General features: G+C 61.6%; 9 protein-coding genes. 2 read left to right on the top strand and 7 right to left on the bottom strand.

Annotated elements, in window-relative coordinates; genetic code table 11:
* Position 1 precedes the first annotated feature (1 nt).
* Positions 2 to 1246 carry a caspase family protein gene (locus tag NKH03_RS13230; protein ID WP_352968695.1) on the top strand — a complete coding sequence of 415 codons (1245 nt, stop codon included), beginning with the start codon at positions 2 to 4 and terminating at the stop codon, positions 1244 to 1246.
* A gap of 48 nt (positions 1247 to 1294) precedes the next feature.
* Here NKH03_RS13230 and NKH03_RS13225 read toward each other — a convergent pair whose 3' ends face one another.
* A complete protein-coding gene (locus tag NKH03_RS13225; protein WP_352968694.1) occupies positions 1295 to 1828 on the bottom strand; it encodes a DUF6931 family protein in 534 nt (177 codons plus the stop codon).
* A 233-nt stretch (positions 1829 to 2061) separates the two neighbouring features.
* On the opposite strand from NKH03_RS13225, the gene NKH03_RS13220 reads away from it, so the two are divergent.
* On the top strand, positions 2062 to 2598 hold the full coding sequence (locus NKH03_RS13220) for an OmpA family protein (protein WP_352875734.1): 537 nt from the start codon (positions 2062 to 2064) through the stop codon (positions 2596 to 2598).
* A 59-nt stretch (positions 2599 to 2657) separates the two neighbouring features.
* Here the strand turns inward: NKH03_RS13220 and NKH03_RS13215 are convergent, their stop codons facing one another.
* From NKH03_RS13215 to tssM, 6 genes are all read right to left on the bottom strand, one after another.
* Complete coding sequence (locus tag NKH03_RS13215) at positions 2658 to 4286, bottom strand: caspase family protein (protein ID WP_352875732.1); 1629 nt, start codon at positions 4284 to 4286, stop codon at positions 2658 to 2660.
* A gap of 209 nt (positions 4287 to 4495) precedes the next feature.
* Positions 4496 to 6865: a M23 family metallopeptidase gene (locus NKH03_RS13210; protein WP_352968693.1), complete on the bottom strand. Its 2370-nt coding sequence runs from the start codon at positions 6863 to 6865 to the stop codon at positions 4496 to 4498.
* Complete coding sequence (locus NKH03_RS13205) at positions 6862 to 7272, bottom strand: DUF1036 domain-containing protein (protein WP_352968692.1); 411 nt, start codon at positions 7270 to 7272, stop codon at positions 6862 to 6864. Before NKH03_RS13205 ends, NKH03_RS13210 begins: the two co-directional genes overlap by 4 nt.
* A gap of 105 nt (positions 7273 to 7377) precedes the next feature.
* Positions 7378 to 9852 carry a serine/threonine-protein kinase gene (locus NKH03_RS13200; protein WP_352968691.1) on the bottom strand — a complete coding sequence of 825 codons (2475 nt, stop codon included), beginning with the start codon at positions 9850 to 9852 and terminating at the stop codon, positions 7378 to 7380.
* Complete coding sequence (locus NKH03_RS13195; RefSeq protein WP_352968690.1) at positions 9852 to 10631, bottom strand: PP2C family protein-serine/threonine phosphatase; 780 nt, start codon at positions 10629 to 10631, stop codon at positions 9852 to 9854. The genes NKH03_RS13200 and NKH03_RS13195 overlap by 1 nt, the downstream gene beginning before the upstream one ends.
* Positions 10632 to 10789: 158 nt before the next feature.
* Positions 10790 to 14353 (bottom strand): type VI secretion system membrane subunit TssM, encoded by a 3564-nt coding sequence (tssM, locus tag NKH03_RS13190; protein WP_352968689.1) that lies wholly within the window; start codon positions 14351 to 14353, stop codon positions 10790 to 10792.
* Between the last annotated feature and the right edge of the window lie 16 nt (positions 14354 to 14369).

Genomic DNA, 14369 nt, shown 5'->3' with positions numbered 1-14369 from the left:
GGTGAGCTGCGATCGGATCGCCCGTTGCGGCGGCCTCTTTCGCGCCGCCGGCCTTGCGGCGCTCGCCTTGCTTTTGACTTTGACGGCCGCCAGTGCCCAGCGCCGCGTCGCACTTGTCCTCGGCAACTCCCAGTACGAGCACGCGCCGCCGCTCGCCAACCCGGTGCGCGACGCCCAGGCCATGGCCGAGCGGTTGAAGAAGCTCGACTTCGAGGTGGTTTCGGGCTTCGACCTGACCAAGCCGCGGACGCAGGCGACGATCGCCCAATTCGCAAAACAGGTGCGTGGTGCCGATATAGCGCTGTTCTTCTACGCCGGTCACGGCTTGCAGGTTTCGGGCAAGAACTATCTGCTTCCGGTCGACGCCGCGTTGGAGGACGAGACCTCCCTCGACTTCGAGGCCGTGCCGGTTGATTTCATTCTGCTCCAGATGTCGCGCGAGACCAGCATAAGGCTAGTGTTTCTCGACGCATGCCGCGACAATCCCCTCGCCGAGGTGTTGGCCAGGACCGCGGGCGTCAACGGTGCAAGCAGCGGCCTTGCGGAGATTCCTATCGAGAATGATGGCGCCGGCACCCTCGTCGCTTTCGCCGCCAGGCCCAATCAACTGGCGTTTGACGGGTCGGGCGAACATTCGCCTTTCACCTCGGCGCTGCTCCGGCATATCGGCGCATCCAATGTCACCATTACCGAGGCGATGAACAGAGTTGCCAGCGACGTCTTCAATGCAACCGCCGGCAAGCAGAGTCCCTGGATCAACCTTTCGCTGACCAGGGAAGTGGTCCTGCACAAGGTTGATCTCGATGCACCGTTGATCGTGGGCGAGGCGACTGCGCCTCAGACCGAAGGCGGATCCGACGCGCGCAACACCGGCGCGGCAGGTGCGTCAGGTCAGAGCGACGATCAGCTTGCGCTGGACGTGTTGCGTCGGAAAATCCCCAAGCTGGCATCGGATGCACCGATCCTTTTCGACCATCCGATCGATTTCGGCGATCCGGCAATCGACGGCAAGAGCATTGCCCAGCTGATCAAGGGCAAGCCCCTGTTCAGCCCGGTCGAGGGATTGGACAAGTCGGTTTGGGAGGGCAAGCACTGCGACGGCTGCCATGAATGGAACGAGGCCCGGCTGTGCGATCAGGCGAAAAATTTCGCCGCCAACGATGTCTCTGTTTTGCGCCTGCAACATCCGCTGGGAACACGCTTCAAGGTGGCGCTCGCCAAATGGGCCCAGGGTGGCTGCAAGTAGGCCAGTAAGGGTGATGGCATCGCCCATCCGGTTCTATCGGGTGATCTATTATGCATTCGCTGATTGGCGCAGCGCCTCGATCTCGGCCATCTGGATGCCCATTTCGACAAACGCGGAAAGAACGGCAAAGCGGTCCGCCAGTGCGACACGCGCCAGCCCGGCAAGAACACCGGCATTGACCGCATGGGCGGCAGGAAATGGCTGCAAGGCCGATACCATCGTCGGCGCCATGGCCGAGCCATTGTCACGCCATCCCGCGGCCAAAGCGATCCAGCCGACCGGGGTCGTTGGCGGTGTCGCCGCGGCTGTGCTGATTGTCGCCCGATGATGTGGACTGTCCGGTTCACCCACCCAGTCACGAACATGCGCAAGCAATTCGTGATCGGCCTCATGGAGCAGGTCCGTCAGGTGGCTCAGGCATTCATGCGCCCACCAGACTGCGGCCCGCTCGGGAAGCAGGTAGGCACAGAAGGTAATCGCTTCCTCGGGAACGCGCCCGGCGAGGAGGTCGCGGCAAAACGCGACCGAGTGCTGTTCGGTTGGAAGGGTTCCCATGTCCCGGGCAACAGCGGGACAAGCCATGAAGAGATCCCGTGCCGTCTTGAATCGGAGCCCGTTGGCCATGACCGCTACGCTTCCATCGAGGAGCTTTGGCCACTCAAGCCCCAGGCGCGGTGCGGGTCAAGTCTCAACCGGTGACGCTGCAACAACTGCCGGCGCCGCCGTATCCCCTGGCGTTTATCGACAGACAATTGCCCCGGAGTTTGGTATGATCACGACCATCGAAATCGGATGCTCAAACAGGAGTAACCGCTATGCAGTGGGGCAGTTCAGCCTTTGTGTTGGCGGTCGTGTTTTTCTCGACCCACGCTTACGCCGACCCGGTTCAGAAATCAGAAGACATCGTGAAGTTTTTTGCTGGTGCCGCCGACCTCGGCAAGTCGCGTGGAATTTGTGTAGGCACCGAGGAGGAGTGCAAAAGCAAGAGCAAGGCGAAAGACGCGCCGGCAGAAAAATCCAGCCTCGATATGCTGATCAATTTCGGGCTGGATTCGGCTGAACTCGACGCGACAGCGCGTAGTGAACTCGACCAGTTCGCCACGGCCCTGAAGGATCAGCGGCTAAGCACCTTCAGTTTCGTCGTCGAGGGTTACACCGACGCCACCGGCACGGTGCATTACAACGAAGGCCTGTCGCAACGACGAGCGCAATCGGTGGCAGCCTACCTGACGGCCAGCGGTATCGAAGCCACCCGCATCAACCCGATCGGCATGGGCGAAAAAAATCCGCGCAGCCCTAACCCGTACGATCCGGCCAACCGCCGCGTGGAAATGCGGATAAAGACGCAATAGCGCGCCAGCTGCTGAGTACCGCCAGAAACCGTGCCCAATAGGCCTTGGTACGCCGGTGGTCAGTTCTTGAGCACGCCGCCCACAGCCACACCGGTGCCGAAGATCAGCGCCTTGGTCAGGAAGTCGTTATTGTCCTGCGGCGGCGGCGGATCATCCTGCCGCACCACGGTGTCGCGGTTGCGCTGCCTCTGAACGACCTGCTGTTGCTTGCGGGGTTTCTGTGCCACCGGTCTCTGCGTGCGGACCTTCTTTACCACCTGCTGCTTCGGCTGCGTCGCGCGGGCCTGATCGGCAGCATATCTGGCGCGCACCGCTTCCATCATCGGATCTGTCTGGATCACGAGGAACGACAGTTGCTCGCGCGTCAGATAGGTGGTCTGCGGCAAACCGTTCTTTGCTTGCCAGATGCCGATCGCCTGACGGGTCTGCGGGCCTATGTTTCCGTCGATGCGGCCAAGCTCGTTGCCCAACGCTTCGATGCGCAATTGCAGATCGATACGTCCTTGGCGATCAAGGCCGATCGCACCTTCCGTCAACTCGGTACCCGGAGTTTGTTTTATCTCGTCCGAAACGCCCACCGAGGTGCGCACGGCAGAGCCGGAACTGGCGTTCGCCTGGTCCGTATCGAGCGCAGCGACCTGCCGGTTTTGAGCTTTCGGGTCGTTCAATTCGTCGATGTTCAGCCGTGCCACGGTGGCGAAGCGGCCGTTGGGAAACTGGTCGAGATAGGCCTCGTAGAACGGAATTGAATTGCGCTTAGAAGCCTCATCCCAAAGGCGCTGCTCGACTTCCCAGGAGGGAGGATCACTGGCAACAGGGGCGGGTGTCGATGCCGCCGCGGCGTTCGACGCGTCGGCCACTGGATTTGTAGCAGGCGCCGCTGCCGAGGCGGGCTTTCCCAGGAAAACCTCGCGTCCCAGCGATGCGTTGTGCCACGGCCTCTGGCGACCTTGCGTGGTTTCGGTCACCTCGCCGCGCACGCGCGTCAGCGCGCTCTGGATTTCCACGCCGGGTTCGGTCAGATGCCTGGCAAGCGCCGTTGAGTAAGGACTGTCGACCCCGTTGCCGTCGAATGCGATGGCGCCCGGATCCGTTGCATAGGCAATCAGCAGGCCGCCGGTTCCAATGCCGTCCGATTTTGCTTCGACTGGCGCCAGGCCGGTGCCCAACGAGGTGGAGCGGCTTTTCGGCAGCGAGGCCGCCAGTGTCCTTGCCAGCGGATTGTCGCGGCAGGCATCGAGTATGATGACGCCAATTGCCGGGTCCGGCGGCAACGCGGCCATGAAATCGTCGATCTGGATCGTACGGGTCTTGAGATAGGCTGGCGTGGTCAATTCGGCGTCGACCGGTATCAAGTAGTTCTTGCCGTCGACCTGCATGCCGTGACCGGCATAGAAAATGACCGCGAGGTCCGCCTCGTAGGATTGTTCGGTGAACCGGCTGATGAGGCTATGCATGCCTGCATTGTCCTGATCGACCCCCTCGATCACCTCGAACCCGGCATTGCGCAGCGTCGATGCGATCAGGTGGGCATCGTTGGCGGGGTTGGGCAAGGTAACAGCATGAACGTATTTGCTGTTGCCGATCACCAGCGCGACGCGTTTGGCGCCAGGCGTGGCAGCCTGGGCGCCGAACGCGGCAAGGAAAAACAGGATAATCCCGCTTAGAAAGACAGCGAACGCTTTCATGGACCAACCCTCCGCCCATCAGGGCGCACCATTGATGTCTGCGCATGCTAAATTTCGTCAGCGACAAGGTCGCTTATGCCAAAAATGACTCTTGGGCATATGTGCCCTGGCCACCGTTTTGGTTCACAAAGCCCAAAAAAGTTGCCTATATTAACACTTGGCAACGGGAGCACCAATAGTCTGAGAGGCCCATGCCGCGACGGCGCGGCTCAGATCGTATTCTGAATTGAACTTATGAGGGCTGTGACGGCCTGCTTGTATTTTTCGAACTCAGGCGATGTCTGGCGGATTTCCGTTGTCGTTGTCCGAGGACTGGCGTCAGTCGTGACCCGAGCAATTTTTTGGCCCATTTTCCTTTCGGCCCAATCGACGACATAGCCGGCGGTCTTGCCCGTGAGAAAGGGGTTGGCTTGAATGACGGCGGACCCGAGCACGGCGCTCAGTTGCGCCGCACCCGACGCCGACAGCACCTGATGCGCGCCTTCCATACCCAGGAAATGGCAGAGATAGAGCCGGCCGGCTGTGATCTGATGGCCGCGTGCCCGAAGATAGGCTTCGCCTTCCCGCGCCAGATTTCGCACCATCTCGCGCGAGATCGTGGCGTCGTAGCGTAGAGCGAGCAGGTCGGCCGTCGACAGCGTTCGTGCAAGTTCAGGGCGGTAGGTGTTCATCATCCGGATCCAGGTCTTTGTTATGAATTGGCCGGCGCCGGTTGCTGAAGAATTTGGGTTCTTGGCGCGGGCGCTGCCACCGCTTTCGACATGAACGATACGGTCGGTCAGCGTTTCGACGGCGGTATCGTTCGTTGCGACCGCGACGGCCGTCACCGTGCCCAGCGGATCGATCGCCTCGCCGTTCAGATAGAGTTCGAAATGCAGATGCGGCCCGGTCGACAGGCCGGTGGTGCCTATATAGCCAATGATGTCACCGGCCTTCACCTTCGTGCCGACACCGCTTGCGATTGCGAATTTCTGCATATGCGCGTAGCGCGTCTCGCGCCCGTTGGCATGCGCAATCTTCACCAAATTGCCGTAACCGCCGCCGTCGCCCTGGAAGGTGATCTCGCCTTCGAAGGCGGCTGCGATCGGCGTACCGACGGGGGCCGCCCAATCGACGCCCTTGTGGATGCGAACCACGCCCAGAATTGGGTGCTTGCGTGGGCCGAAGGTGGATGTCATGACCCCGTTGACCGGCGTGACCATGCCATTGGTGACCGTCAGCGAGCGAACCTGATCATCGCCCGTAACGCATGCAAACTGACCGTCACTCTGCTGGAAGACAAAGCATTCGAGGCTCCTTTCAGTACCCTGCACACCGACATACAGCACGCGTCCGTCGGTCTCGCTTTTGCCGCGCGGCATTTGTGAATAGATCAGGACGAGGCGCTGGTCCTCGCTGGCGAAGGCGTCCAGATCCTGTCCTCTCGACAGGTACATGATCGCTTCGCCGATTACGCCGGTCGGAACCTTGTTGCGTGCCGCCGTCGAATAGATTGCGTCGAGGAGGCGATACTGCCGCTTGTGCGTGCCTTCCTGCGGCGCGCCCGAATAGTTGAACAGATCTTCCCGGACCCAAGGATCGACACCCGATACGAAAACGCCCGCTGCATTGCGCGTCAGCGTGCCGACAAAGACGTTCTTGGCGTATATCGACACCTGCATGAGCGACATCGATGTCGTCTCGCGCGTCGGCCTGAAACCGCGCATGGCGACGACATAACCCGGTTCCAGGCCTTCCCGGTTGAAAAGCGCCTTCATCGCTTCCCCCGCCAGCTTGGCGTCGTCGGCCGAAAAATGGGCATCGAGCGCGACACTATCCAAACTGCGGTCGTTGAGGATTTTCACGAACGTGTCTTCTGTTGCCTCGAACCGCTGGTATTCATTCGCGACGGTTGCGACACTCGTGTTGTTTTCGATCTGTGTTTTCTGGAATGCGGGAAGGGCTGCCTCGCCTGCATCGATTGTTTCACCCCAGCCTGCTTCGGGATCGTCGGTGCCCATCTGCTGTCCCGGGACAGACGGGGTCTCGTTGGGAGCAGGCGAGGGCTGAAGATCGTTCTGCAGGTCCCCCGCCGGTGGCTGAAGATCGTCCTGCGGATCGTCGGACGGGGATGGGGCGGTCTGCCGTTGTGCCTGGAAGAATGCGAAGTCCTCCTGCGTCGACGGTATCGTCGTCATGAATTTTTCGCTGGCGCTGAGCATCACATCCGACAGGATTTCGATCCGCGGAGAAACCCCGGCCTGATCGAGATCCGCCGGCCTCGCGATCGAATGGCCTTTCGACGTGGTGTCGGCATCGGGGGCAAGGGTGATCCACATCGGGTCCCCGGCAAGGTCTATGATGGCAGGCACATAGACCGAGGCATCGGCCGGCACGTCGTCCACCCCTTCGACTGCGTGCAGTTCTTCGTCTTCGTCGCCGAACGACCAATAGTCCGCTGTGAGGTAGAAGCCGACGGCGATCGACAGCAGGACAATCGCGGCAAGACCGGCAAGCAGCCGGCGCCAGAGCTTGCGTCTGCGAAGCGCAAGGCGCGCCTGCTTTTTCTGCCTGAAGCTCGTGTCGATACTGTGCGTCACGGGCTGCTTCCGGTCAGGAAGAACGTCCACCGCACCTGTTCGAGCGTGTCGACTTCGAGGAATTGCGCGGCGATATGGCCGCGCTGCCAGCATTCGTCGATGCCGCGGATGGAGAAACGTCGCCGTTCGATGCACATGTCGGTCGACCCTGTCAGGATCGCGTGGCCGAAGACGTCAGTTGCGTAGATGTAGATGTAGCGGTTCGTCAGTTCCTCCCGGATGACGTTCACGCATTGATTTGCGCCGATGGTCCACCAGCCGTCGGTCTGGTCCGCATTGTCGATCTTCTGGCCGACCGCGAGATTGACGACGTCGAGAGTCTGATTGCAGACCGTGAATTCGGCGCGCGCTTCGCCGGATGACAGCACGGCCAGCAGCGCGGCGCCCGAGATGACCGCAAGCTTCATGCGGCCCCCGAGCGCAAGCACGGCTCGGACCGGGTCACGCCACCTTACAGGCAAGTCGGCGGACGAGTGGGGCAAACACGAGCGGAGTTCCATCGGGCGCCCATGCTATCCGCCGAGTCGGAAATACTTGGCAGTGGCTGAAAACTGAGATCCGTTGGTCTCGATTTCCTCGAGAATTTTGGGCAGCAGCACCGAGGCTGGCGTCGGCGTGGAGAACGCAGCCGCCTGAATATCCTGCGGCCCCGTGATCACCATTATGATCTGCGGCACGGCCTTTCCGGCGGCCTTGTCGGCGGCGCCGAGACCAATCGGGATGCTGAAGGTAGCCTTGTCCGATTGTGCGACGATGCGGTCGTCTAGACTGAACGCCATGCCTTTGTGATCGATCAGCAGCACACTGGAAATGAGGCCGCCACGCGTTACCAGCGTACCGCTGATCGGCGTACCGTTCGGCACCGATGTCCGGTCGAGAACAAGCCGCGGCTTGTCGGCCGCGGTCTGCCCCAGAAAGCGCAGAAAATTGGTGACCTCGCATTGGCTCGGCTCAATGAGGCGGACGCTGATGTCCGGCTCGACATGGAATTTTGCCTGGAAATCGCCCAGCATCTGTTCGAACGGCTGGACCGCCGTTCCAAATCCTTCGATCGCCGCGGCGTTGTCGGTTGCCGACGTCATGGTCGCGTAGAAACAGTCGCCACCGCTGAAGTCGCGAACCCAGGAGACTCGTTGCGCGATGTCGTCGACGACCGGGGGGATCGCTGGTTTGGGCACATTCAATGCGACGACAGGGTTCGGCTGTTTGGTTTCCGGCGACATTGCCTTTTGGTTCTCGGCGTTCGCGGTATCCGTCTGGTTTGCAGTGGGTTTGGGCGTCGGCGCGGTCACCTTGGGCACCGCCGGCTGGCTGATCCGTGGTTCGGGCTTTGGGCTCTCCACAACCGCTGGCTGGGCCGGCGGTGTCTTTTCGGACGGCTGCTGGGCGTCCGTTGCCGATGACTTCGGAGGTTCCTCGGTTTGCGCCGGGACAGTGGACTTCGCCGGCTCCGGCGTTTGCACAGCCTTGGCATCTGCCTGGCTTCCAGCCGGCGGCGGATTCGCCTCTGTTTGCGGTTGCGCTTCCATTGCCGGCGGCTTCGCGGGCTCCTCGGTCTTCGAAGGGACTTCGGCGGGCTTGGCCGGTTGCGGCTTTTGAGCCGCCGCGGCGTCTGGCTGATCTTCAGCCGGCGGTACGCTGGCCTCCGGCTGCGCGGGCGGAACTGCCTTTGCAGGTTCAGGGGCGTTCGCGACTTTGTGCGTGGGGTCTGGCTTCGACGTTTCCGGTACAGGCTTTGTCGGTTCGGGCGCGGAAAGCGACGTCTTGCCGACAGTTGGCGTAGCAGGCGTCATGAAGCCGCTCAGATACAGGCTCGCGCTTGAAGCGACAGCCAGCGTCGCCAAGGCAGCGATCGCGATGGTTCGGGTCTTCGTGGATTTTCCGGACACATCCGCCGTGACCGCGCGTGGAGGATCGGCGACCGGCGAGGGCCGCGGGTCGGACAAATGCGCGGGCCGGACATGCGGGACGAAGCGCTGCTCGCCCGGGCCTGTTGCCGTCGGCGCCTTGTGTCCCGCGACATTGGACGGCTGCGGCTGGCCCTGGGGATCAGGAGCAAGGGTTTGCCCGGCTGGCGGCAAAGCCGGCCGGTCCCGGGGTGTCCTGGACGTCGGCGGCATCGTTCCTTCGTCTTCGCCACGTGTCATTCTGGCGATGTCCGCCATGCTGACTGGCCGGTCTCGCGGATCCGGTTGCAGCATGGATTCAACAATGCCACGAAAATCGTCGTCGATGTCGGAGAGATCAGGCACGACCCGGCGCTTTTCGATGATCTCGAACTGCGATCCGCTCATGTCGATCGGTTTGCCGCGCAGAGCGGCGGCCAGCACCAGCCCAAGGCTGTAGATGTCGGACTGTTCACTGACGTCGCCGCTGTACAGGCCGAGCTGTTCGGGCGAAACGTAGTTGTACTTTCCTGCGAACTTTCCGCCGATCAGCGTCTCCCCGCCTACGGTCGCTGATCGCGCAATGCCGAAATCGATGATCTTTGCGCGGTCGACCCGGCCCCCTGGCAGGATGATATTGTCCGGCGAGAGATCGCGATGGATTGCTCCCGCCTGATGTACGGCGCTCAGGCCGGATGCGAGGCGATGGCAGAGCTTGCACACCTCTTCCGTCGGCATCGGCCCACGCCGCATGATGTCGAACAGCGACTCGCCGTCGACGAATTCCATGGCAAGGTAGGGACGGCCGATCCCCGGATCGATCGTGAAGACGTGGTATCGCACGACCGCATCATGCGACAGGTGGTTGAGGATCGAGGCCTCCTTGCGGAACAAGGACAGGATCGTCTGGTCGCGGGCAAACTCGGGCAGAACGATCTTGATCGCGACGTGGTCTCCGGTCTGGATGTTGTGGCCACGGTAGACCTCGCCCATGCCGCCGAATGCGATCCGCTCGTCAAGTTCATAGATGCCGCTGAGCTGCGTGCCTACGGCGGTGTCGGCCACCTGCGGCGATATTCGCGTCTTGTCGTCGGCGCTCATTAGCCTTGGCCCTCCGCACTGGACAAATCAGGGTGGAGCGATTGTCCGTTGCGCTCGTTGCCGATCTTCACCAGCACAATGGTGACATTGTCCGTTCCGCCCCGCGTCAGCACCGTTTCCAGCAGATTTTCGCACGCCGCCTGAGGTGTCGCCGATACTACAGCGGCCTCGATCTCCGCGTCGGTGACATGCGCTGTCAGCCCATCAGTGCTCAACACAAAAATGTCCCCCGGCATCAGTTCGCCTTGCTGGAAATCGATGACGAATTCGTCGCTGACGCCGACCGCATGCGTGATGACATTGCGGCGTGGCCAGGTGAGCGCCTCGGCTGCGGTGATCATGCCTCGATCGAGGAGTTCCTGGACTTCGGTGTGGTCTTTCGAAATCTGCGAGATCGAGGCGTTGCGGATCAGATAAACCCGGCTATCACCCGCCCACAGGCAGGCAAACCGTCCGTCCATCGCCAACAGGGCGGCTACGGTGGAACCGATGGTTATGCCGCGAGATTCCGATATGCCGCGGATCTCGGCATTGGCCCGGCTCAGCCTGTCCTCGAAACGCGCCCGCAAATCCGGCGCGGAGCTTGCGATGCCGATCGTCGCCAGGTGGTCGACAATGCAGGCCGAGGCGACCTCTCCGGCCTCATGCCCGCCCATTCCGTCGGCCACCACCCAGAGGCCGGTTCGTGGCTCGAGCAGATAGCTGTCCTCATTGTGCTCGCGGACACAGCCTTTGTGGCTCACGCCGAAGCTTTCAACGGGAAGGGCGACATCGTTCAATTTGCCACCAAGCGCTTCTCAAGCGCCCTCTACGGCACACCACCAGGCGCCCGCTCAAGCCACTTTGCCACAGGCTCGAACATTAGAGTACCGAAATTAAGGTCTGGCGCTCGAGGCACATGCAGGGTCTCATCGCCCTGAAAGGCTCGAAGTCCATCTCAAAACGCCTTCGGACAGCTGAATCCGGAAAGTGCGGGAAGGAAGAAGGGGTTGGGGCCGGAACCAGTCTGGATCGTATAGGTGACGTCGCGCCCGCCGATCACGAACCGCGCTTCAACATTGTTGTCGTTGCCAGTGATGGTCGCCTTGTCCAGCAGCCGCTTCAGCGCCCACGGCCCTTCGAACTTGATGGTGGATTCGCGGCCTGGCATTTCCGGCGTCAGATTGAGGCTGGCGGACCCGGAGGCCGTGCCTCTCGGCCAGGTCACCGTGCTTGGCGCGTTGCCCGCCTGGTTGCTCTGGACGGTCTGGCCGTCGACATCGAGCACCGCCGCATCGGCATCGCCATGCAGTGAGAACGGCGTGAAGGTCACGCTCACCGAGGGCACCGAACCGCCCTGGGGAAAAAAGGCTCCGCGGATTTCGGCGGCCAACTGGAAGTTTTTCAACGTCGATTTCGACAGGTCGCGCCCGAAGCGCGCATCCTGTTTCCAGTTCCAGTCCTGACCGGTCATGTCGATCAGCGATGCGAGATTTTGCGCGAAGAACCGATCCATCAGCCCGCCAGGGGCGAACAATTTCGCGAAATCCGCAATCGCGATGTCCTCGCTACCATTGCCCGCGAAAGGATAACGGCCGTTGACCGCCGCCTCGCAGGGCTGTGTGACCGTCTGGTCGAGCATCCGGTTCAAATTCGCCACCGAGGTCTCGGCGACGTTGCCTTCAAACTCGTCCGCCGTGGCGTTGACCATCCGGCCGAATTGTTTGGGCAAACGCGAGACATTGGCGCGAAGGGTGGCGATCTGGAGCTGCAGATTTGCGTTGACGCGTTCGGTCTGGGAGGGAACGTCGGTCGCCAGTTGCAGGCTCTGGTAGATATCGCGGAAATTCTGGGTCAAGGCATCGATCGGGCGGTGCCCGGCAGGTCCGCCCACCAAGACCTGGAACGATCTGAACTGCGCTTCGATGTTGGCTCCCGGGTTCTGGTTTTGCGCTGCTGCGGATCCTGTGCCGGCACGGCTTTGCGATTTTCCGGTGGCGATTTGAATGCCGATGCGAGCCAGGCCTCTGGCCATGTTCGCGGCGTCCTGCGACTGGCTTTGAACCGCGCCGTCTTCAAGCCCGGTGCCTGAATCCTTGCTGGAAGCAGCGTCCCGCGTCAGCGCCGTTTCGTCGGCGATCGCGGTAAACAGCTGTTCGATCGGCGAGGTTGGCGAGGCGACGGCGGAAAGCGCGATGTAGTGCGGCTTGTCCTTCAGCATCGCTTTGAACTTCAACCCGTCGAGAACACCGTTCCACGCCGTTGCGAACTCCTTCCCGTAGCGATCGAGAAGTTCGGGGCCGAGCTTGGGCAACTCCTGATCGATGCCGCCTTGCTCGCCCCCACCACCGAGGACCCACTGGTCGTCGACGAGCGTCTGGGCAATGCGGGAGAGTTGCACGAGATAGAAATTATTGAAGCCGGCGTAGGTATAGATGCCGGGAACACGAAGGCCCGACAGATCGCCGCCATCGACACGCTCGAACAGCAGCCGCGCTTCCGGGCCGCTTTTCAGGGAAACAGAAAAATCATCCAATGCTGCCGCGTATACTGCGGATTTGACCAAAGCGGAGGCACGGTCGGCCAGGCTCATGCGCCCGAGCGACCGTTGAGCGGCTTCGACGAGCGGCCGGTTGAGTTCGAAAACCGGATCGTAGGCATCGTCCAACGCAAGCATGGCGCGCAGGTGCTTTTCGAGCTGCTCGCGTCCTTCGCGGTTGTTTTCACCTGGATACCGGTTCTGCTCCCAATCCTGCTTCATCCAGGAAATGACCAATGCGTCGTCGACCTTCGGCGCCTTGCCGCCAAGCATCAGATAGATTTTCAACGGCTCGTAGAGCGCGGCGGGATCAGCCATCTTGGCCTGGATAGTCCGCTCGGCCTGGATCAGCAGGCGCGATCGGAGCATTCGTTCCAGCGCTTGTCGGTAAGCCGTCTTGGATGCCGAAAGAAGTCTGTCCCGCTGGCTGAGGCCGAACGTCTCCTCGATCGGTGTCGGCAGGTCACCAGTTTCGAATCCAGCCGGCAGATTGCGCAACTGGTCGAGCGGGCCAATGACGTTTTCGAGGTCGACATCGGTCACCTCGGTACTTTTGAGCAGCGCGTCCGCCGTCGTGCGGTACTGGCTCATGGCCTGCATGGTGGAGGCGATCAACGACCTGTTGGCTGTGAAGCTCAGGGCCAGGGTGCCGAGGGCCGCCGCCGCGATCAACGCGATGGCGCAAAGCGCCCCGAATCTGGCGATCGCCGCACGTCTTACTGCCGATTTATCATACGAAACCCATCCGGATTCGGCAAAAATGACGCCCGTCAGCAGATCATGCAAAAAGAAGCTTTTGCCGGTTCCGGAAAGGTGGGCGCGGGCATTGCCGCCGAAGCTGCGGCCGATCGCGCCCAACACCTGATCGATTGGCGTTCCCTCTTGCGTGCCTGAAGAGAAATAGAGTCCACGCAGGCTGACATTCACCTGGCTGCGGGTCGGATCGAACAGGCTGGCGATGAAATTCGAAATTCGGCCTTTCAGCGCACCAAATTGTGCCGGAAAGCCAAAGACGGATATGCGCGCGACCGGATCAGCCTCTTCCTGAAGACGGTCAGGCATCTCCTCTACCAGGCGTCTTGCCAGTGCCTCGAATTCGGCCGGCGCCTCGGCGGCCATGTTCTTGTTGCGATCCGTGGTCTGGAACGTGGCGCCCCATACCTTGCGCCGGCGGGGCTCGTCGAAGCCGCCGAAGTAATCCATGAACCCGGAAACCAGGTCGGCCTTGGTGAACAGCAGATACACCGGAAACTGGATTTTCAGCGTCTCGTGGATTTCCCGCAGGCGACTGCGTATCTCGACGACGTGAGCGTCAAGCTGCTGATCGTCGGAGCTGATGAGATCGGCAAGGCTGATGGCCAGGATGACGCCGTTTATCGGTTGCCGTGTGCGATATCTCTTGAGCAGCGACAAGAAGGCGAGCCAGCTCTTCTTGTCACTCTCGGCATTGGAATCCTGGGTCGTGTAGCGTCCCGCGGTATCGATCAGCACGGCCTGGTCGGTAAACCACCAGTCGCAGGCGCGTGTTCCGCCAACGCCGGCAACTGGCTGGGCACTACCCGAACCGGCCAGCGGAAAATTCAGACCCGAATTGACCAGCGCCGTAGTCTTGCCCGCGCCGGGCGGGCCGATGACGATGTACCAGGGTATCTCATAGAGGAAGTTGCGCTTGCCGCTCGACCGTTTGAGCGCAGCGATCGCTTCGTTCATGCGGACTTCGAGCACCCGCGAGTCGTCATCGCGGTCGTCGTTGTGTGCGACCACGGTTTCGAGTTCTTTTTGCGCTTTTCTCGCTTGCCAGAAACGCAGGCCGTGGAAAAGCGCGAGCGCTGCCACGATCACACCAATGATAGTCGCACGCAGCCAGGCAGGTCCGAGAGGACGGGCATCGGCGAAGCGGATCAAGGGTCCGGCAAACCACACCGCCGCCGCGAGGCCGGCCAGCGCGATCATGCTGAAGATCCGCGGCAGCCAACGCGTCATGGCCACTTCCAACTGT

The sequence above is a fragment of the Mesorhizobium sp. M1406 genome (assembly GCF_040317555.1).
Lineage (GTDB): Bacteria > Pseudomonadota > Alphaproteobacteria > Rhizobiales > Rhizobiaceae > Mesorhizobium.
The sequence above is the reverse complement of the archived record's forward strand: the minus strand, read 5'-3'. Positions and strand labels throughout refer to the sequence as shown.